Source organism: Cupriavidus sp. 96C5-1 (genome assembly GCF_057798855.1).
Genome location: NZ_JBYOJU010000008.1, coordinates 15,526 through 37,398 on the forward strand (window position 1 = coordinate 15,526; position 21,873 = coordinate 37,398).

Here is a 21,873-nt window from a genome sequence, read left to right on the forward strand (position 1 = left end):
TCGTCCGTACATCTTCGCCACGTACGACGATGCGTGAGGCATTGGAGCGCACTACAAAATTTCCTAAGGTTTTTCGCGTTGGCCGGCGTCTATCAGCAACGGGTCTTTCGTCGTCAGTGCTTCGCGCTGTCGAACAGGAGATGCGTTCGGGCGTGGCTGCCTGACACGGGGCGGGCAGCCGTAGTGGAATCGACTCAACTATCGGGCGGGACTTCAGATGAGCAGACGCGGGCAAACGGGTGCAACAGGCAATTCACGCCATCCGTCACAAGGAAGACGGGTGTTGCGCACGGCTCCGATGGCTCGGGCCATCACGGCGGCACTGGCGGCCGGCGGCGTGTTCGGCTCGGCGCATGCGCAGCAGGCCTTCAGTCCCGCCTGGTTTACGGCGAAGGGGGCGGCCCAGAACAGCGCAGCGGTCACGGGAAGACTGCCCAACGGCATGCCGGTCTCGACCTTGACGAGCCCTTCCGAGCAGCAGCGCCTGGCCAACGCGCAGTTGCAACGCTCGGTCGCCAACCTCGGCGCTGCAGCGCAGGCGATCGCCGCACAGCAGTCGCTGCAGGCGGCGGCCCGACAGGCGGCACGGAACGATCCTGCTTTGCCCGACGGTTTGACCGATGGCGGGCTCAAGGTCGATACGAACAGCCTGACCCAGGGCTGGCTCAACGCCAATGCGCCGGAACAGACCGTGGCGGACGGCAGGACGACGGTGGCGATCACGCAGACGGCGGATCGCGCCGTCCTGAACTGGGAGACCTTCAACGTCGGCAAGCAGACCACGGTGGCATTCGCGCAGCAGAAAGACTGGGCAGTGCTGAATCGCGTGAACGACCCGCAGGCACGCCCGAGCCAGATCCAGGGGCAGGTCAAGGGCGACGGTACGGTGATGATCGTCAACCGCAACGGCATCCTGTTCTCGGGCAGTGCGCAAGTCGACACGCGCAATCTGGTGGCGGCAGCGGCGAAGATCAGTGACGAGCAGTTCCGGTCCCGCGGCATCCACAGCGCGAAGGTCGGCAACGGCCTGGCGCCCGTCTTTACCGATGCCGCGGGCGCGGTGACGGTCGCCGCCGGCGCGCAGATCACGACTGCCACGCCCGCTTCGGTGACCCAGGGCGGCGGCTACGTTCTGATGGTTGGGCATGAGGTGAGCAACGCCGGCGCGATCACCACGCATCGCGGCCAGGTTCAGCTCGCCGCAGGCGACTTCTTCATCGTGCGGCCCGGCCAGAGCACGGTGACAAATCAAGGGTCCACCACACGTGGCAACGAGGTGTCACCGCAGTTCATTGCCGGCAGTACGGCGGGGCGTGTCATCAACACCGGTCTGCTGAGCGCACCGGAAGGCGACATCACGCTGGCCGGACGCAAGGTGGTGCAGGATGGTGTCGCGCTGAGCACGACCACCGTCGACACGCGCGGCACCATTCACCTGTTGAATTCGGCCAGTGACACGCTTGGCAGCGTCACTGTGACGTCCAATGCGCTGAACGCGGTGTTGCTCGATGACAAGAGCGGTCGCACAGCGCTGGACACCCAGCGCGATGCGTTGATTGTCCCGCAGCTTCGTGAAACATTGGGGATATTCGACAATCTGTCGCAGTTGGACGACCGTCGGGATTTGTCGCGCATCGAGGTCGTTTCGGGCGGCAACGTACTGTTCGCCGGTGGCTCGAATACGCTGGCCACGGGCGGCCAGATTGTCGTCAGCGCCGGCAATGCGGGCCGCACCACCGTGGCCGACGGCGCACGGCTGGATGTGTCGGGCGCGGTCGCCGTACAGGTCGCGATGGCCACCAACAACGTGCAGGTCAACGTTCAGGGCAATGAGCAGCGCGACGCGCCGATCAATCGCGACAGCACCATGCTCAACAACGCCAACGTGTGGATTGACCGGCGTCGGCTGATACGCGTGGCCGCCGGCACGGGAGGCTACGACAAGGAGCGCTGGTATACGCCGGGCGGCCTGCTTGAGGTCGGCGGCTACCTTGGCCTGCAGGGGCACGGCATTGGCGAATGGGCCGCGCAGGGCGGCAGTGTCACCTTCTCCGGCGGGGAACTGGTTGCGCTGAAGGGGTCGAACATCAATCTCTCTGGCGGCACGCTCGACGTGCAGACCGGCATGATCCGGCAGAGCTGGCTCAAGGGGACGGACGGACGACTCTACGAGGTGTCAAATGCACCGGCCGATGTTGCGTTCACCGGCATGTACAAGGGCTTTGAGGATACGCACTCACGGTGGGGCGCGAAGGCCACGAGCTACTTCTACAATCCGCTGATCGGCCCGGCACATCGGCTGGAGAACGGCTATACGGTGGGCCGCGACGCCGGCCGGCTGGTGGTGGCAACCGGAGCCGCGGTGCTCGAAGGCGACATCACCGCGACAGCATTCCAGGGGGCGCGCCAGGTGACGCGCGGCGATGCCAGGCTGGACGGCTACGCGCAGTCGCACAACGCAGCGGCGCAGGCGGCGCAACTGGTCCTCGGCAGCTATATCAGCGGCTACAACAGCGACGCGACGGTGGGGCCGGTGGGCGTCTTCCACAACCTCGCGCCCACGTTCAACCGTATCGTGTTCGACCGCTCGCAGCCCGACGTCGGGGGCGGGCTGACGCCCGACGACGCACTGCCCCAGGTGCGCAAGGACACGCTGTTCATCGACAGCGAGCGTCTGAACGGATTCGGCCTCGGTGCGGTGGTGGCGCTGGCCAACCGGCAGGTGACGGTCGGGAGTGCGCTTTCGGTCGAGGCGGGCGGCAGCATCGCGCTCCATGCACCGCAGGTTTCGGTCAACGCCGATCTTGCGGCCCGTGGCGGGTCCATCGTGTTGGGCAACGTACTGAACCGCATGACATTCAACGGTGCTGTGGAAGCCCCGCTTCCCACACCGGCGAACTCGCCGGTCAACGTGGCGGTGGCCAACGGCGTGACGCTCGATGCCCGTGGCCTGTGGAGCAATCTTCAGCTCGACCCCGGCAGCGCCAGCGGCCTGCCGTATCTCGACGGCGGCAAGGTGTCGATCCAGAGTTCCGGCGACGTGACACTGGCATCCGAGGCCCGGATCGACGTGTCCTCGGGCGCCGCCATCCTGGCCAACGGCAAGACGCGCGGCGGCCGCGGCGGCGATGTCACCCTGGCGTCAGACATGCAGGGCGGCGGGCCGGCGTTGCGTGGCCTGCTCACGATTGACGGCGATATTCGCGGCTACGGGGTCAACGGCGGTGGCACGCTCAAGGTGTCGTCGGGTACCGGGATCGTGGTCGGCGGCCAGGTGCTCGGCACCGGCAACGTGCTGGAGGCGGGCAAGGTGGCGCCCATCGACCTGATCCTGTTGCAGGACTACCAGATCCGGGCAGGCGATATCCTGCCGGTGGATTACACGTATCAGCGTACGCGTGCGATGCCGGGAGAAGCGGTGGGCACGGAGCCGGTCATCAGCGGTGCCTACGCGGTCACGCTTGGGGCGGACTGGCAGCTTCCCGACGTTCCCAATAGCGCCCCGGCGACCTTCTATGTCGTATCCGCGACGGTCAACGGGAAAGACCGCGTGTTTCGCGGCCACAGGGCAGGTGACGGACCCGCTGTCATTATCCCGGCGGGATCGATCATCCAGCGGCTCACAACGTACAACGCTTTCCCGTCGGACTACATCGTGCCGGCGAGCGTGTTTCCGAACGGCTTTCTCATCTATCCGGAAACCGTCACGGTGACGGCCGGCAAGTCGGCACCGGCCGACGTCACGATTGCCAGCGGCACCCGGGTTGCCGCAGGATCGGTATTCAACCAGGCGGTGACCGCCAAGCCCAGCGTTTCGCTCGACGCCGGCGTCTTCCAGTCGGGGTTCTCCCGCTACCAGGTCGACGGGCACCTCGGCGTGATCGTGGCCGACGATGCCAGGCTCGATGTCCGGATGCCGGTCTATCGCTTTTCGGATGCCGCGCAAGCGGTGCCAACCGGCGGCAGCAGCGCGGGCGCGCTGGAACTCTGGACGCCGCCGATATGGCGCGAGAATCCGGCGCAAGGGGTGCTCACGCAGCGTGGCGGCGCCAGTCTCGTGCTGCAATCGACCGTCGGATCAGGCAGGTCTTCCCTCCCCAGCGGGGCGATCGACATCCGCACCGGTGCAGCGATCACCGTCGATCCCGGTCAGTCGATCACGCTGACGGCCAGCGATATCACGGTCGATGGCAAGCTCAGCGCCCCGGGCGGTGCCATTGCGATTGGCGGCGGCAGTGCCATCGTGGAGAAGGCCGGGATGATCTGGATCGGCGATCATGCCGAACTCGATGTCGCGGCACGCGCCGCCGTTGCGCAGGACGCCGCAGGACGGCGCTATGGACGCGTCGCCGACGGCGGCACGATCAGCATTGGCGGTGCGCTGGACTGGGAAGAGAAGGGCGACGGCAATGCGGCCAATGCATTCGTCGTCGTTCGCGCCGGTGCGCGTCTCGACGCGTCGGGCACGCAAGCGGAGCTGGATCTCGGGGGCAACAGCGCATCCGCGGCGCCAGTGACGGTGGCGAGCCCCGGCGGCTCGATCATCCTGAAGTCCAGTCACGGCTTGTATCTGGACGGCACGTTGCGCGCGGTGGCCGGTGGGGCAGGCGCCGCAGGCGGGACATTGGCGCTTGCACTGGCATCGGATTTCTATCCGAGGCTGACCACCAAAGGGGATGTCTTGCGGCATCGCGAGTGGGTGCTGGCACAAGTGCAGGGCGACAGCGCTGCCATGGCAGTGGCGAATCCGACGCAGGCGAAGCAGGTCCTGCATACCGGCACGGCGAGGCTCGGCGTCGACCGCCTCGAGGCGGGCGGATTCGACAATCTCTCCCTGCTGGTCGACGGGCCGCTGAGCTTCGATGGCAACGTCGCGCTTCACATGAACCAGAGCTTGCGCATGTACACGGGAACCTACGCGCACGGCGAGAACGCGGTGCCCGGTGCGACGGCGTCCCTGTCCGCGCCCTACGTGCGACTGGCCGGCGCGACGCGCCGCGTCACCATGGACGGCATGACAATGCCGTCGGCCCACTGGTTCAACAGCCCGTCGCGACAACCCGGCGACGGGACGTTCTCGGTGCTGGCCGACCTGATCGACATCCGTGACGAGGTGGGCTTCGGCACGTTCAACGAGGTCAACCAGGTCATCGCGCGCGACACGGTGGACCGGCGCGGTTTCGCGTCCGTTGAACTCACCAGTCGCGGCGACATACGCTTGCTTCACGGTGGCTTGACGACGCCGGGCAACATACTGTTGACCGCCGCGCAGCTCTATCCGGGAACCGGGGACGGCGGAAAGATCACAGCCGGCTTTACGCGACTCGATCCGTATACCGGCATCGGTGGGGAGTATGCCGTCGGCAGCGTGCTGGCGGTGCGCCGTTATGGCGAGGGTGACGTCCCCTTGCCGAATTCGGTATTCGGCAGCATCGCGCTGGGCGCGGAGACCGTTGAACAGGGCGGCATCGTACGCGCCCCGCTGGGGTTGGTGTTCCTGGGGGCAAATAGTCATCCGGTGAGGACGGACCGCGTGATTCTGCTTCCGGGCAGCATTACGTCGGTGAGTGCCGCAGGGTTGACGATGCCTTACGGTGGCACGGCCGACGGCCTGAACTATCTCTACGCGGGCCAGGCCGTCAAGCTGACCGGCGTGGGTAACATCGCGCAACAAGGCATCCAGCTCAACGGCAGCCATGTCGACGCGCAAGCCGGCGCGATTCTCGATCTGTCGGGCGGCGGCACGCTGACCGGCGCGGGATTTGTCGCCGGACGTGGCGGCTCGGTCAATATCCTGACAACCCCCCTGTTCAATGCCAACCCCGCGAACACTTACAGCAACGCCGGCAACACGGTCTACGCGATCGTCCCGGGCAGCTCGGCGCGCTATGCGCCCGTGGCAGCCGAAGCGGGATTCGGCATGCCGGGTGTCGGGCAGCAGATCACCGTGCCGGAAGGGGTGCCCGGTTTGCCGGCCGGCACTTATACACTGATGCCCTCGACCTATGCGCTGTTGCCCGGTGCGTTCCGGGTGGAAATCGGCGCGGCGGCGCGCATCGGAAGCGCGAACGTGGTCGGCACCGGCGACGGCTCCTACATCACGGCTGGCTACCGCAGCGTTGCCAACACGTCGATTCGCGATGCACTGCCGCGGCAGGTCATCGTCACGCCGGCGGAGAAGGTGAGCATCCATTCGGGCTACGACCCGACCGGCTACAACGCTTTCGTGCTGGCGGACGCAGCGCGGCTCGGCTTTTTGCGCGGCATGTTGACCACGGACGCGAAAACGCTCGACATCGTTCTGACCAAACCGACGGACCAGGACCCGGTACGCACCAGTCTGACCTTCGACGGCGAACTGCGCCAGAGCGCGCAAGCCGGGAGCGGAAGTTTCGACGGCACGGTCAACGTCCACAACCTCGGCGAAGTCCTGGCGTCCGGGCAGCGCGCCGCCGACGGATTGGCGGGGGCATCGGTCCATGACAACGAACTGAGCAAGCTGGGGGCGGCGCGTCTGGTGCTCAATGGCAGCATCGCCACGAACTACGGGCAGCGGGGCCGCATTGCAGGAATTGCCGGCGATTATGGCAGCCGTCTGATCATACGCAGCGGTGTGAATCTGTCGGCGGCTGACATCGTGCTGGCGAGCCCGCCTTCCTACTACGGCGGATCGATGCTCATCGAGGAGGGCGCATCCATCAGCACGCTCGGCCGGCGTGGCGCAAGCTTCGATTCGCGTGCCGGCTACGTATTCACGGGCAATGGCGTGATCGCCTTGTCCAACGGGTGGATCAACCTGCTGCTGGCACCGCCGGGATTGGACGATTTCGCGCCGGTGCCGATCGACATCGGCAGTTGCGTGAGCGCGGGCTGCAACGGCACGACGCGCCTGTTGTCCGAGGGCACGCTGGCGGTCGCCACCGGAGGGACGCTGACACTGTCACCTAACGTTTCCTATGGCACGCGCAACCTCTCGCTGGCACTGGCCGCGATCAATCTGGGCGAGGATGCCGGCATTGCGGCCGCCGGCGCTGCCGGACGCTTGCCGAGCGGCCTGGTGCTCAATCAGGGCAAGCTCAACCAACTCCTGTCCGGCAACACCGCCGACGGCGCCCCCGCACTGGAAACATTGACCCTCAATGCCCGGGATGCGGTCAACATCTACGGCACGACCAGCCTCGATGCCTCCAGCCTCAATCGGCTGGTGCTCGGCACCCCTGCCATCTATGGCTATGGCACGGCGGGTGATGTGGCATCGATTCGCGCGGGGGAGTTCATCTGGACGGGCTCGGACGCCGTGCCGGGTGCCGTCATGGCGGGCGCTTTGGGCGACGGCAGGCTCGACATCGGTGCCCGATCCATCGTGCTGGGGCAGGGGCCCTATGCGCAGGCCAGCGGCACGACGACAGATGCGCGCCTCGCGCTGGGATTTGCCGACGTCAGGCTGGCGGCCGCAGACGGCGTCACGTCCAACGGCAAAGGTGCCTTGTCGGTCTACCATCGACAGGGCGTGTACGCACCGGGTGAAGGCTACGCCTACGACGGCGGCAACCTTGATATCGTCGCGTCGCGCCTGACGGGGCAGGCCGGCTCGAAGACACGGATCGTGGCCGGCGGCGACATTGTGGTCGCCGCGCCGGAAGGCGCGCGTACGACGGCCGCCGCCGATGCACTGGGTGCAACGCTGGAGCTCAAGGGGCGGAACATCCGGGTGGACGGCACCGTTGTGCTGCCTTCAGGGCGCCTGGTCCTGAAGGCGGCCAACGATCTCGCGCTGGGTGCGGTTTCGCGCATCGATCTGGCCGGCCGCGAAATCGCCATGTTCGATGTCCGGAAATACAGCTGGGGCGGCGACCTCGTTCTCTCCAGCGCGACGGGCAACATCACGCAGGCCGCAGGCAGTGTCATCGACGTTTCCGCCCGCGACAATCGCGGCGGCACGGTCGAAGCGACTGCGCTGGGCGCCGGTGCTGGCCATGTCGATCTGGCCGGCGCGATCCGAGGGCAGAGCAGCGGCAGCTACGACGCGGGCGGCACATTCGTGCCTTATGACGGGGCGGAACTGACCGTGCGGGCGCAGACCCTGGGCGATTTCGCCAGCCTGAATCGTCGCCTGAACGATGGCGGCGTGTTCGGCGCGCGCCGCTTCCAGATCCGGCAGGGCGACCTGACGGCGGGCGATGGCGTAAAGGCCCGCGAAGTGTCGATTGTCGTGGACGGTGGCAACCTGACGGTGAACGGCCATATCGACGCCGCCGGCGCACAGGTCGGCACGATCCGTCTGGCAGCGAAGGGGGATTTGACCATCAACGGTACGCTCGATGCCCACGGCTCGGGATTGCGGGTGGATAGCTACGGCAAGATCATCGACAGCCCGAATCGCGCCATCGTCGACCTGACAGCGCAGCAGGGCACGCTGACGCTGGGCGCGAACGCCCGTATCGATCTGCGTGCCGGCACCGAGGCGACGCAAGGCAATGACGGCGTTGCGCGCGGCACGCTGTCGCTCAACGCTGCGCGCCGGGGCGGCACGGGTGTCGCGGCCGACGGTTCCGTCGATGTCTCGGGCAACGGCGCCAACGATGTTGCGGTGGCGGTCCTTGGCACCCCCGCCATTGCCGGCGCAAAAACCATCGCGGTGAACGCCTTCCGTACCTATGACAACGCGCCGCTGGCCGACCAGCCCGATGTGTCGGGATACCGGCCGCAACTCATCACGCAGGCGTACTTCGACGGTACCTACATCAATGGTACCTATCGCCCGGGCATCGATGCGGACAACCAGGCCTTCATGAATGCCGCGCTGAGCAATGGCGCGCTTGGCAGCCGGCTCGCGGGCCTGGGCGGTTACCACCTGCGGCCCGGTGTGGAGATTGTCAGCAATCGCCTGACGAATCCGCACGGCGACCTCACGATCGTGGGCGATCTGGACTTGTCCGGTTACCGTTACGGCCCCGACGCCAACCGCGGCGATCCGACCCGGCGCGGTTACGGCGAACCGGGTGCACTGGTGATCCGCGCGGGCAGCAATCTCAACATCTACGGCAGCGTCAACGATGGCTTTGCGCCGCCGGCGGGCACCCCCGACGACAAGGGATGGGTGTTGACCGAGGAGCGTTATACCTTGGGTGGGAATTATCGGTTCGGTGGCGACGTGGTCATACCGATCGACGGCGTGTCGCTCGATATCGGCACGCGCTTTCCGGCCGGTTCCACCCTGAACTACAACGTCCCCGTGGGCGCGATGACGCTGCCGCCGGGCACGGTGCTGCCCGTGGACGCGATTCTTGCCGGCGCATTGAACCTGGCCGCAGGTACGGTGGTGGCGGCGAACATCTACAACGCCGATGGGTCCATCGCCTATGCGGCCGGTACGGTATTGTCGGCGACGGTAACGCTCACGCCTGACATGCGGCTCGGGGCAGGAACCGCACTGCGTCTGCCTGCCAACGTCGCAGCGTTGACGTGGCCCAAGGGGGTTGCGCTGCCGGTGGAAATGACAACCACCCGCCAGATCGATCTGGCGCGGGGATCGCTGATTCCTTCCATGTCATGGGTGGAATTGCCGGGCGACGCGCGTGTTGATCTACGTCCCACAGTCGACGACAGGCAGGGGCGCAACTGGGCCGTCGCTCCAATGTTGGGCGCGGGCGCCACGTCATGGGATTTGCAGATGGTGGCCGGCGCCGATCTCGGCTCCGCCGATCGCCGCGCCTTGAATCCGGCCTCAAACGGTGCCATACGCCTGGGTGACACCCACTACGTCATGGGCGCCACGGTCAAGAGCGGAGATGTCTGGAAGTGGACTGCGGACAACTGGTTCTTCTACGAGGCAGACTCGACGGTATCCGAAGCCGATCTGGGCTGGTGCGAGGTGGAACCCAGCATGTGCTACAAGGCGTCTAGTGGTCCGCCCATCATCACCTCCCGCGACCCGGCCATGCGTGCCTTCAGTGTGGTGCGGACCGGCACCGGCGACCTGGAGATGATTGCCGCCGGCGACATCCGCATGCATTCGCTCTACGGTGTCTATACCGCCGGGTCGGCAACGGCCGTCGATGCCGCCTACACCGCCGCACGTGGCAGGCAGGCCGATGGCACGGTGATCGGCCTGCAGCCCGAACAACTCGACTATGACAGCAGCCTCGCAACGTACCGGGCCTGGTATCCGACGCAAGGCGGCAACGTGCGGATTGCCGCCGGCGGGAACCTGACCGGCGATCTCTCCGGCGCCTCGTCGACAAGCTTGATGACGGGCAACTGGCTCTGGCGGCAGGGCTCGGGCACGGCGCGGATCGACACCGCCATCCCGGTGGCCTGGTGGATCAACTTCGGCACCTACATTGCGGATCCCGTGCGCGCATCGAACACCATCACGGCGCCCCGGTTGACAGGCTTCACCGGGATCGGCGCACTGGGCGGCGGCGACGTCAGCATCCGTGTCGGCGGCGAGGCGGGCGTGACCGATTGGCACGGGCTCCAGAGTACGGCGCCGATGGCCTACGACCGAAGCACAGGCCTGATGGTCGCGGTGGGCAGTACAGGGCGGGTCGGTGCCGACGGCGCGCTCACGCTGACCGGGGGCGGCGATATCGACATGCGCATTGCCGGCGCGCTCAACGCGAGCCGGGATATCACCGTGGGCGTGGAAAAACTCGCATTGACCGGCGCAGTCGCGAATCTGCGCGGTGCCACGCAGGTCAGCGCAGGGTCCATAGGCAGCGTGGGCCTGGAATACAGCGCGCGCAGCAACGGACTCCCCGACCTGACGGACCCGCGCGGCATCGATCCGTTCACGGCGACGACTGGCACGCCCAAGGGTGCCATCAGTCTCATCCCGGGAGACTCGGCAATCTATCTGCGCTCGCTGGGCGATCTGGTCTTGGGTGCCGCGGCCGATCCGGGGCGCACCACCATGCCGAATAGTGCCGCCTTTGCCGTGAACGGCACCCCTTACCAAGGCGGCGGGAACGGATGGTTCTCGCTCTGGACCGCTCACACGGCGCTCAACCTGGTGTCTGCCGGCGGCAACATGACACCGACCGTGGAAACCCGGGGCGTTGCTGACGGCCTGATTCGTATCGCGTCTCCGGACGGATGGATTGTCTATCCTTCGATCTTCCGGGCCGCGGCCCTGACGGGGAGTCTGTACTACGGCTACGCGGCGCTGCCCCCGCAATCGAGAATTATCGACAGGCTCTCCACTGGCGTGACCCTCGCGCCCTCCGCCACAGGGGTGCTGGAGATGCTTGCGGGCGGGTCGATCTACGCAGGCCAGTACTCGATCAACATGTCGGGGGCGGGGATCGCCTTGCCATCGCCGTTCAATCCCGCTTTCGTGGGGATGGACCTCGGCACCGGTGACATGCGCGTTTCGAACCTGTCTGGCGGAGGATTGAACAACATCGGCCCGACGCTTTTTGCCTTCGGCCCCAATTCCGCCGAGCGGGTGCTTGCTCGCGCAGTCGATGCGCCACCGATCCGCTTCTACGCTGCCGGCGGCGACATCGTTGGCCTGAAGACCGGCGAGACGGCGGCGTTGCCCAACAGCGCGGCGACCTGGTACAACGCCGCGGCGCCGGTCCGTATCAAGGCCGCGCGGGATATCGTCAATACCGGCGACGCGCCGGGCCACACGACCCAGGGGGATGTGGATCTCGGTGGCGTTGCGATGCGCGGCAACCTCATCGTCCACACCAACGCCAACGACGTCTCGGTCGTTTCTGCCGGCCGCGACATCCTCTATGCCAATTTCGAGGTTGCAGGCCCCGGCACGCTCGAAGTCTCCGCCGGCCGCAACCTGCTGCAGGAAGACCGTGGCGGCATCACGTCCATCGGGCCGATCGTGCCTGGCGACACTCGGCCCGGCGCCGCCATCGCCTTGATGGCGGGCGCCGGCGCCGCAGGCCTGGACATGTCGGCGATCCGCGCGCGCTACCTCGATCCGGCGAATCGCGCCGACGCCGGGCGGCCCTTGGTAGACCAGCCGGGTCGCGCCGTCAAGACCTACGAAGCGGAACTGGCCGCGTGGCTGAAGGCACGCTACGGATTCGTCGGCGGCACCCCCGAAGCGCTGGCGTATTTCGACGGACTGGCGCCAGAGCAGCAACGGGTCTTCTTGCGCGAGGTGTACTACGCGGAGCTGCGCGAAGGTGGCCGCGAGTACAACAACCCGGCAAGCAGCCGGGTGGGCTCATACCTGCGCGGCCGCGAGATGATCGCGACGCTGTTCCCCGACACGGATGCCAACGGCCGCGAGACCGCGCGCATTGGCGACATCACGATGTTCGGTGGATCGGGGGTGCGCACCAATTTCGGCGGCAACATCGACATGCTGGCCCCGGGCGGCAAGATCGTCGTCGGCGTGCAGGGCCAGGTGCCGCCGAGCACGTCCGGCGTGATGACGCAGGGGAGGGGCGACATCCGTCTGTTCAGCGAAGGCAGCCTGCTGCTGGGACTGTCCCGCATCATGACGACCTTCGGCGGCAGCATCCTCGCCTGGTCGGAACGGGGCGACATCAACGCGGGGCGCGGCTCGAAGACCACGGTACTGTTCACGCCGCCGAAGCTGGCCTACGACGACGTGGGCAACGTTGCGATTTCCCCGCAGGCTCCGAGTTCAGGCGCGGGTATCGCAACGCTGGCGCCGCTCGCCGAAGTCCCCGCCGGCGACGTGGACCTGATCGCGCCGTTGGGCACCATCGATGCGGGCGAGGCCGGCATCCGTGTGTCGGGTAACGTGAATCTCGCTGCGCTTCAGGTCGTCAATGCGGCCAATATCCAGGTCAAGGGCGAGTCGGCGGGCATCCCGACCGTAGCCGCAGTGAATGTTGGGGCGTTGACCAATGCGAGCGCCGCATCGTCGCAAGCCGCAAACGCGGCACAAGACGCCGTGCAACGGGAGCGCTCGGCGGCGCGCCAGGCCTTGCCGTCGATCTTCACGGTACGGATGCTCGATGCGGGCAACGAGGCGCAGGCGCCTGCCGAAGGTGGCGGAGTCAATGTGCCGGCACGCCCCGGCTTGCAGTCGGATGCCCCGTCCTACGATCCGAAGAACAGGGTGCAATACGTTGGGCATGGACGCAACTTCAATCCCGACGTGCTCTCGCGCCTGACCGACGATGAACGCCGGCGTCTGCAGCAAGACCGATGATGGACGGAGCTAGCCGTGTTGTCCTGCGCGAGGTGCTGGTCGAGAACTACGATCGCCTGCGCCGTCGTCTGATTCGGCATCTTGGCTGTCCCGATCTGGCCGGCGAGTGCCTGCATGATGCCTGGTTGCGTTTGGGAGACATGCGTGCCGTGGCCACGCTCCTGAGCCCGGAAGCCTACGTGTACCGCGTGGCGTGCAACCTGGCTACGGACCGGTTCCGCCAGCGGCGGCCATGGTCCTTCGTCAGCGATGCCGCGACGGAACTCGAACAGTTGACGGACCCGTCGCCGGGACTCGACGTCATGATCGAACTGCGCGCCAACCTGGAAGCCCTCGATGGCGTACTGGAGAGCCTGCCGCATCGCCATCGTGGCGTGCTGATGAACCTGCGGGTGGAGGGATTGAGCCGCCAGGAAGTCGCGGAGCGCCACCGCATTTCGCTCCGCAGCGTCGATACGGTGCTGCGTCAGGCCTTGGACTACTGCGGCGTGCATATGGGACATCCGGTCAGAGGCGGCGTCAGTTCACCCCGTCGCGCCTTGCCGAAGATGCGACGATCCTCAAATGCGCGCACAGCACTGTCAGCAGGAAGCGCTGCACGCCATGCGGATGCACCGGCGATGCCTGGCCACCTGCATGAATTCAGTACTCATGATTGATTTCTCGAAGAGTCTGACTGCCTGTCTTGGTGTCGGTCCAAGACGTGCCGCCGCAATGCCGGACATTCTGATTTGGCCCTTACAAATCGTTGTCTAGGCGGTCTTGAAAGGTCGTAGCGCCAGCTAAATTCAAATGTCGGTGCGAGCGTGCTTTTTGTGCGGGGTTGACGTCTTTCTGGGGTTGGCCGTGGGGCGGTGGTGCTGGGCGGAGACGGCCGAGGCTAACGCAGGGTGGGGCGGCTCAGCCACCGTCGGCAAAGCTAAAATGTCCGCGTGCTTTCGGTTGACCGCAGTGCCGCGCGGGTGAGCAGGGGCTGTAGCTCGGAAGCGCTCATCAAGGTGTCTCGAATCGGCCAGGAAGTTCAGGGGCGCTTTTCGCCGGTCGGAGGCTACCGCTCGGGTAACGGCCAAGGTCGGGCCAGAATGAGTCATCAACGCGTACTGTCCCATGGACGTACAAACGGCCACTCCGACCAACAATCGCTCATTCGATCAGCCCATTGTCGAGACGATGCATCGTCGTTATTTAGCCGGAGTAAAGTCGCCTCGCTTTGCAGCTACCTCGGCGCGAATGATGCAGCCATGAGCATGATCGTTGATAAGGCCCATGGCCTGCATGAAAGCGAATATTGTCGTGGGTCCGACGAATTTCCAACCTCGCCGTTTCAGTTCCCGGGACAGTGCGATTGAGGCGGGAGACGTCGACGCACTCTGTGGCATCCCCACTTGATCGGGCATGGGCTCGTACCGCCAGAAGAAGCTGGCAAGAGAACCTGCCTCGGTCTGAAGCTCGATGGCCTTGCGAGCATTGTTGATCACAGCCTCTATCTTGCCTCTGTGCCTGACAATTCCCGGGTTACCCAGGAGTCGTTCGACGTCGCTCTGGTCATAGCCGGCGACAATGTGAAAGTCGAAGCCAGCAAAGGCCTTGCGGAAGTTGTCCCGCTTGGCGAGGATTGTTCGCCAGCTTAATCCCGACTGGAAACCTTCGAGGCTGATCTTTTCGAACAGCCGAATGTCGTCCGTCACAGGGTAACCCCACTCCTTGTCGTGATAGTCGAGAAACTCGGGAGCGGAGCCGGCCCAACCACACCGTGGGCGCCCATCGGGTGCCATATAGAGATGCATGCGGTCATCCTCCTCGTTTCGTTAATTGGCCAGAAACGCCAGCTCAGGGGAGGTGATGTTAGGGGCAATGTCGATGATCTCGGCCTTGACGATGTCGTAGACGACAAACGGATCTCCGTCGACGCGGGATTGCAGCGCCTCGGCCGACGAGTCGGCGGCCAGAACGGCGCCGCCTTGCCCCGAGCGAATGCTACCGACGAGGAGAAAGACCCCATCATCGACGCCCCTCTGGATCCATTCGCGATGCGCGGCCATGTGCTCGGGCGCCTTGGCCTTGTTGGTAGAGAAGCGAAGCAGAACAACATACATGCGGGTTCTCCTTGTGAAGCCCTTGGCAAGGGGAAGTGGATGTGCTGGGATATGCCTGATCGTCATTGATCGCCAATCGGCGCGGCGCTTGCGTCACGAAACTGAAGGGCGAGCCAAGCGTCAAGCCGGTTCACTTCTCGCTGTACGTAATCGCGCTCACCAAAAGCATTCGATAAGGTGGCGACGCCCTGGCTGAACATCAGGACATGCAATGCGAGGTCGTCCGCCTCTGCCGGGCGGCCAAGCGCTTCGAATTGCTCACGCAGCCAAGTGCGGAAAACCTCAAAAATGCCGACTGCTTGAGCGCGCGCAGGATGATCCAGCTTGGCCAGCTCGTTGGTCAGAGTTCCAACCGGGCATCCGTAGTTCTCGATGTCTTCGCGATTGGTGACCACGATCTGTACAAATCGGCGAATCCGCTCCAGCGGTGTAGCCGCGCTTTCGTGCCAGCAGGCCAGCATCTTGCGCGTGTTCTTGAGGCGCGCCTGAATGACTGCCTCAAGAATTTCGTCCTTCGTTCTGAAGTGGTAATAAAAATTACCTCGGGAGATCCCAACCGCTTCGGCGATCGAGGCGAACGAAGTCGACTCGTAGCCCCGTTCGTAGAACAGTCGATTCGCGGTATCTATGATCTGTTCGCGCGTACCCATAAGTTCCTGTTTCCTCCAACGGAATTAGGGCAATTGTCCTATTCGTGCGTGGGTAATTCTAGGGCAACTGTCCTACGGTGGCAAGCGTGAAACGTTCAGTGCGGAGGGTCTGGAGACAGGTGACGGGCGGCACCTTGGAAGCTGTCACTCGAGAGGTCGCGCCTCGGCGGCGCGCCAGACCATCAGGCCGTCCTGCACGACGGCCTCAATGACCTTGTACCGATCCAGTTCCCGCATGCTCATGGTGATCGTGTCGGGTCGGCCTATGATCGCGCTCCTTGCTTGGCGGCAAGGCTGCCAGCTTGCCAGGGCCGGCAAGCGCTACGACAGTTCTAATTGGCCCAAGTACGACACTATTTGGCTGTAACAGTCGCTCAACGCGGAATGCGGCTCAGTTGAAAATCGCCCCGAAGCGGCAGCAGAGACGATCTGCTGGCCTTCGGGGCAGCTGGCGATCAATGTCTCGAGAAAACTCTGGTGACCCTGAGCCGAATACACCCGTGTGCAGCGTGACGTGGGGAGGCGCGCTTGCGTTACTCAAGCGAGTGTGGTAATTCGTCGCCCAGGATCCGCACAGAAGGTTTGGGAAAGCTGGTGTGAATAGGCCCGCCAGAGCCGAATTCCAGCCATCGAGTCGTTCTCCCGGCGCCGGAAGGCCTACTGGTACGGCATCATCGCCGGGTGCCGGCACCCGTTGAACACGAGCGTGGTCGAGTGCATCAACAACACCATCAAGGTCATTAAGCGTCGTGTCTACGGCTATCCCGACGCGGATTGCTTCTTCCTCGAGATCCGGGCAGCCTTTCCCGGGATTCCTCCTTGAACCGAATAAAAGTGGTCTGACCAGTGAGGCACGCTATGCACGAAGACAATCAGGAACGCGGGTCGCAAATCGCAGATGTGGTTGCTGAACGCATCGAGAGCATGATTGTCGATGGTGTATTGAAACCGGGGCAAGCGCTGCCTTCGGAGCGCCGCCTGTCCACCAGATTGGACGTTTCGCGGTCCGCTGTGCGAGAAGGGCTGAGGGTGTTGCGTACGCGCGGTATCATCGACACAACGCATGGTCGTGGATCGTTCGTTGCGGCACTCACAACGCAGCCTTCGCTCTCGCCGATGATGCATCTGCTTGGCTCCCAACCGAGAGCCCTCTTCGATATCTTCGAAGTACGGGAGATGCTGGAGGCCGAATCTGCGCGTCTTGCCGCGCTCCGCGGAACGCAGGCGGACTTCGCGCTGATCACCCGCCGCTACGAGGCAATGATTGCGGCCAACGAGGTTAGCTCGGATGAATCGACCCATGCGCGGCTGGACCATGCCTTCCATCTGGCGATCTGTGAGGCATCGCACAACCCGGTGCTAATGCACATGCTGAGTTCCATCACCGATCTGCTATTGAGTTCGGTTTTCGCGTCCGTCAACAACCTGTATCACCGCGAGGCGGAAAAGCGAGTGATCGATAGGCAACATTCCCGTCTTTATCAGGCCGTGATGGGCAGACAATCCGAGCAGGCGCGAAAGATCGCGAGCGCGCATATCGACACCACGATCGCCTGCCTCCGGGAAATCGAGGCAGAGGAGCAAGGTCTGGTGCGGGCGACGATCCGGCCCAAGGGTTGAGAATGACGGCGGCGGCGGGGCGAGCGCGCAAATGAGTGAGAGTCCATGCCATGGCATTGAAAGGATGTGGCGAGCAGAGCTTGGAACGCTAAAACTGGTAGGACCAGGCTCAAGGCCTATCGACAGTCTCATGCGGGCGCTAAATAATGCGCGGCAGCAAAACTTAGCCGTAGCATGAAGCTGCGCATGTCCCAGGAGACTTTTGATGAACTCTAGCCATTCGAGAGGTGTATCCACTCGATCCATTGCCCATGGCCCGACGGCAACCACCGTGTTCGAGAACGCGACTTACGCGAAAGTGACTTGGCGCTTGCTGCCGTTCCTTTTCATCTGCTATGTAGCGGCGTACCTGGATCGTGTCAACGTGGGTTTCGCCAAGCTTCAAATGCTGAACGACCTGAAATTCAGCGAGGCGGTGTATGGGCTGGGCGCGGGCATTTTCTTCATCGGCTATTTCCTGTTCGAGGTGCCGAGCAACATCCTGATGCACCGCCTGGGTGCGCGCGTCTGGATCGCCCGCATCATGGTGACCTGGGCGCTGATATCGGCGGCGACGATATTCGTGACGACACCGGTAATGTTCTATGTCATGCGCTTCCTGCTTGGTGTTGCGGAGGCTGGTTTTTTTCCGGGAATAGTGCTGTACCTGACGTATTGGTTTCCAGCAGCACGCAGAGGCCGGATGAATGCACTTTTCATGATCGGTGTTCCAGTGGCAGGCGTGTTCGGCGGCCCGCTCTCGGGCTGGATCATGCAAGTTTTCAATGGAGTGCACGGCCTAGCGAATTGGCAATGGCTATTTCTGTTGGAATCGATTCCTTCAATAGTGCTTGGCATCGCTACACTGTTCATGCTGCCCAACGGGATCCGCGCTGCATCGTGGCTGGATGAGCGGGAGAAGAAACTTCTGGAAGACAACATCGCACGCGATAAGCCTGTGGGTACAGACCACTCGCTGAAGGCTGTCATATCGAATGGCTGGGTATGGTGGCTGGCCGCGATCTACTTCTGCTGCATGATGGGTCTATACGGCGTGGCCTTCTATCTGCCAACGCTAATTGCGATAGCGGGTGTAAAGGACGCGCTAAACGTGGGACTGTTGACGGCAGTGCCGTATGCCGCAGCGGTCGTGTCGATGATCCTGATTGCGCGCAGTTCGGATCGCCGTAACGAGCGCCGCTGGCATCTGGCTCTGGCGTTGGTTGCCGCCAGCATTGGCTTCTACGCTTGCACGCTGCACACGGATAGCGTTGCATTGGCCTTGGTCACGCTATCGCTCGGCACGGCCGGCATCCTGTCGACGATGCCGGTCTTCTGGACTTATCCCAGTACCCTGCTGACCGGCGCGGCCGCCGCAGCCGGGATTGCGATGATCAATTCGATCGGCAACCTCGCGGGCTTTGTCAGCCCGTCGATCATCGGGTGGATGAAAGCCGTGACGCACAGCACGAACGCCGGCTTGGCCGTCGTGTCGGTTGCCGCGCTTGTGGGTGCGGTGCTGGCGCTGTTGACACCGCGCTTGAAGCTGAGCCAGGCCTGAAGTCGCTCCCATGTCCTGCGTCACCCTATTTTCCGCTTCCGGAAGAACGCGAGTGCAGCCCTGCCGGAATTGCTCGGCGGCATCGCGCAAATCTGCTAATCACCAATTTCCATGACTACGGCATCATCTACTTCCATGACCACAGCAAAAGTAAGCGCCGCCGGCAGCGTGAGCCAGCGAACGGACAACCAAGAGGAATGGGCGCTGCGCGAAGACCTCGCCTGCGCCTACCGGCTGGCACACCACTTCAAGTGGACAGACCTGATCTATAACCACATCACCGCAAAGATCCCGGGCAAGACAAATCGATTTCTCATCAATCCCCTCGGGCTCAACTACGACGAGGTGACGGCGTCGAACCTCATCGAGATCGATCTGGAGGGCAACGTCTACGGGAACACGCGCCATCGCATCAACCGTGCAGGCTTCGTCATTCACAGTGCCATCCACGGCGCACGTCCCGATGCCAAGTGCATCTTCCACACGCACAGCCGCGCGGGCGTTCCCGTCTCGTGCTTGAAGAATGGTCTGGAGCCCATGACGCAGGCAGGCATGCAGTTCCACAACCGTGTTTCGTACCACGACTACGAAGGCTTCAACGTTTTGCTGGACGAGCGCGAGCGACTGATCCAAAGCATGGGGAACAACTACACGCTGATCCTGCGCAATCACGGCCTCTTGACCGTGGGCGACAGCGTCGCCAAGGCGTTTCAGCGCATGTACTACTTGGAGCAAGCTTGCCAGACGATGCTGGATGCGCTGGCCACAGGTCGGGAACTGGTACCGCTGTCGCCCGAGGTGCGCGAAGTCACGGCGGCGCGCTGGTACGACGGCAGCTCCGATGCTTCGGCCAACGATGACATCGAGTGGGCTGCCATGCGCCGGATGATGGATCGGGAACAGCCAGGCTACACCGCCTGACGCAAACGCTAACTTCAACCCTCTCTTCGTCCTTGCCACCTCGCGAGTAACATCTGGTCGTCGTCGCGGCAGCGCTGCTGACAGGTACGGCGCTGACGTTGACACAGTGCGCGACGACATCGAGACGAAGCCAGATCTAAGGCCGCCCATGTCCGGTGTTACTCCATATTCCGCTTCCGACGGGAACGCGGGCAGCAACCTGCTCGCCTCGCTCGGCGCCATCGTCGGCGCGCGCCACGTGCTGACCGGCGATGCGCCCACGCGCCGCTACCGTACGGGCTACCGCTTTGGCTCTGGCCGCGTGCTGGCAGTGGTGCGCCCCGGCACACTGGTCGAGCAATGGCGGGTGCTGGCCGCCTGCGTCGCAGCGCGCGCGATCGTCATCACGCAGGCATCGAATACGGGCTTGACCGGGGGCTCAACGCCCGATGGCGACGGCTACGACCGCGATGTGGTCATCGTCAGCACCACGCGCATCCGGCGTGTCCATCTGGTCGATGGCGGGCGGCAGGTGGTCTGCATCGGCGGCACGACGCTGGATCAGCTCGAATGCACGCTCAAGCCCCTGGGGCGCGAGCCGCATTCGGTGATCGGTTCGTCGTGTATCGGCGCATCGGTGCTGGGCGGCATCAGCAACAACTCGGGTGGCTCGCTCGTGCACCGCGGGCCGGCCTATACGGAGATGGCGCTGTTCGCCGCCGTGGATGCATCGGGTACGCCGCGGCTAGTGAACCACCTGGGGATTGAGCTCGGCGGCACGCCGGAAGAGATGCTGTCGTGCATCGAGAACGGAACGTTCACGGATGCCGACGTGCGCGATGGCGCCGCGGCATCTGACCATGAGTACGCTACCCATGTCCGGGATGTCGATGCGCCCACGCCCGCACGTTTCAACGCCGACCCTCGGAGGCTGTTCGAGGCGTCCGGTTCGGCGGGCAAGGTGATGACGTTCGCGGTGCGCCTCGACACGTTTGCCGCTGAACCAGGAGCGAAGGTGTTCTACATCGGCACGAACGATACCGGCGTGCTCACCGACATCCGGCGCCATGCGCTCGCTCATTTTACGCACCTGCCGATTGCGGGCGAATACCTGCATCGCGATGCGTTCGACGTCGCGAGCAAGTACGGCAAGGATTTGTTCGTCATCATCGACAAGATGGGCACGCACCGGCTGCCGATGTTCTTCAGCCTGAAGACGCGCTGCGATGCGTGGTTCGAACGCCTGGGCTTCTTGCCTCGGCATCTGACTGATCGCGTGTTGCAGTGGTTCAGCCAGTGCCTGCCGGAACATCTGCCTGCGCGTCTGAAGGCGTATCGCGACCAGTACGAGCACCATCTGATGCTGAAGGTGCCGGCGCGGGGAGTGGACGAAGCGCGAGCGTTTTTGGCCCAGCGCTTTGCACAGGGCGGCGGCGGGTACTTTGAATGCACCGACGAAGAGGGGCGCAAAGCCCTCCTGCACCGCTTCGCGGCGGCCAGCGCCGCCGTGCGCTACCGCGCAGTGCACCATCGTGAGGTGGAGGATATCGTCGCCCTCGACATCGCGCTGCGGCGCAACGACTGCAACTGGTTCGAGCAGTTGCCGCCGGAGATCGAACGGCCGATCATCCTGAAGCTGTACTATGGGCACTTTCTGTGCCACGTTTTCCACCAGGACTACATCGTCGCCAAGGGCAACGATTGCATCGCGCTGGAGCATGAAATGCTCAGACTGCTCGATGGGCGCGGCGCCGAGTATCCCGCTGAACACAACGTCGGCCATCTGTATGAAGCGAAGCCACCGCTGGCAGCTTTCTACAAGAAGCTAGACCCGTGCAATTGCTTCAATCCGGGGATTGGGATGACGTCAAAGTTTGAAGCCTATCGCGACGATCCGGTGGGGAGATAGATGAT

The 21,873-nt window shown here is 64.1% G+C and carries 9 protein-coding genes and 1 pseudogene; 7 read left to right on the plus strand and 3 right to left on the minus strand.

Annotation, left to right across the window (positions count from 1 at the left end):
• The first annotated feature begins 298 nt into the window (after nucleotides 1–298).
• Both AC3FOF_RS11915 and AC3FOF_RS11920 read left to right on the plus strand, forming a co-directional pair.
• The gene (locus AC3FOF_RS11915; protein WP_488726677.1) at nucleotides 299–13,153 is read left to right on the plus strand and encodes a filamentous hemagglutinin family protein; all 12,855 of its coding nucleotides are present in this window, start codon (nucleotides 299–301) and stop codon (nucleotides 13,151–13,153) included.
• Between the two features lie 32 nt (nucleotides 13,154–13,185).
• Entirely contained in the window at nucleotides 13,186–13,812 is a 627-nt protein-coding gene (locus AC3FOF_RS11920) for an RNA polymerase sigma factor (RefSeq protein WP_488726678.1), read from the plus strand.
• Nucleotides 13,813–14,334: 522 nt separating this feature from the next.
• On the opposite strand, the gene AC3FOF_RS11925 is transcribed toward AC3FOF_RS11920, so the two are convergent.
• From AC3FOF_RS11925 to AC3FOF_RS11935, 3 genes are all read right to left on the minus strand, one after another.
• Complete coding sequence (locus AC3FOF_RS11925; protein ID WP_488726679.1) at nucleotides 14,335–14,940, minus strand: DNA-3-methyladenine glycosylase I; 606 nt, start codon at nucleotides 14,938–14,940, stop codon at nucleotides 14,335–14,337.
• 21 nt (nucleotides 14,941–14,961) lie between these two features.
• Entirely contained in the window at nucleotides 14,962–15,249 is a 288-nt protein-coding gene (locus AC3FOF_RS11930; RefSeq protein ID WP_488726680.1) for a YciI family protein, read from the minus strand.
• A gap of 62 nt (nucleotides 15,250–15,311) precedes the next feature.
• On the minus strand, nucleotides 15,312–15,899 hold the full coding sequence (locus AC3FOF_RS11935) for a TetR/AcrR family transcriptional regulator (RefSeq protein ID WP_488726681.1): 588 nt from the start codon (nucleotides 15,897–15,899) through the stop codon (nucleotides 15,312–15,314).
• Nucleotides 15,900–16,435: 536 nt separating this feature from the next.
• On the opposite strand from AC3FOF_RS11935, the pseudogene AC3FOF_RS11940 reads away from it, so the two are divergent.
• The 5 genes and pseudogenes from AC3FOF_RS11940 to dld all read left to right on the plus strand — a co-directional run.
• Nucleotides 16,436–16,722: pseudogene (locus AC3FOF_RS11940) on the plus strand (transposase); the annotation flags it as partial.
• Between the two features lie 35 nt (nucleotides 16,723–16,757).
• Nucleotides 16,758–17,519 (plus strand): transcriptional regulator GlcC, encoded by a 762-nt coding sequence (gene glcC, locus AC3FOF_RS11945; protein WP_488726682.1) that lies wholly within the window; start codon nucleotides 16,758–16,760, stop codon nucleotides 17,517–17,519.
• Nucleotides 17,520–17,724: 205 nt separating this feature from the next.
• The gene (locus AC3FOF_RS11950) at nucleotides 17,725–19,059 is read left to right on the plus strand and encodes an MFS transporter (protein WP_488726683.1); all 1,335 of its coding nucleotides are present in this window, start codon (nucleotides 17,725–17,727) and stop codon (nucleotides 19,057–19,059) included.
• Between the two features lie 135 nt (nucleotides 19,060–19,194).
• Nucleotides 19,195–19,980 (plus strand): class II aldolase/adducin family protein, encoded by a 786-nt coding sequence (locus AC3FOF_RS11955; protein WP_488726684.1) that lies wholly within the window; start codon nucleotides 19,195–19,197, stop codon nucleotides 19,978–19,980.
• A gap of 148 nt (nucleotides 19,981–20,128) precedes the next feature.
• Complete coding sequence (gene dld / locus AC3FOF_RS11960) at nucleotides 20,129–21,868, plus strand: D-lactate dehydrogenase (RefSeq protein WP_488726807.1); 1,740 nt, start codon at nucleotides 20,129–20,131, stop codon at nucleotides 21,866–21,868.
• Nucleotides 21,869–21,873: the final 5 nt, after the last annotated feature.

Bases quoted from the DNA above. Each gene is read 5' to 3' on its own strand.
- AC3FOF_RS11935 (WP_488726681.1), bottom strand. From the start codon at position 15,899: ATGGGTACGCGCGAACAGATCATAGATACCGCGAATCGACTGTTCTAC.
- AC3FOF_RS11950 (WP_488726683.1), top strand. From the start codon at position 17,725: ATGAACTCTAGCCATTCGAGAGGTGTATCCACTCGATCCATTGCCCAT.
- dld (WP_488726807.1), top strand. From the start codon at position 20,129: ATGTCCGGTGTTACTCCATATTCCGCTTCCGACGGGAACGCGGGCAGC.
- AC3FOF_RS11925 (WP_488726679.1), bottom strand. From the start codon at position 14,940: ATGCATCTCTATATGGCACCCGATGGGCGCCCACGGTGTGGTTGGGCC.
- AC3FOF_RS11915 (WP_488726677.1), top strand. From the start codon at position 299: ATGGCTCGGGCCATCACGGCGGCACTGGCGGCCGGCGGCGTGTTCGGC.
- AC3FOF_RS11930 (WP_488726680.1), bottom strand. From the start codon at position 15,249: ATGTATGTTGTTCTGCTTCGCTTCTCTACCAACAAGGCCAAGGCGCCC.
- glcC (WP_488726682.1), top strand. From the start codon at position 16,758: ATGCACGAAGACAATCAGGAACGCGGGTCGCAAATCGCAGATGTGGTT.
- AC3FOF_RS11955 (WP_488726684.1), top strand. From the start codon at position 19,195: ATGACCACAGCAAAAGTAAGCGCCGCCGGCAGCGTGAGCCAGCGAACG.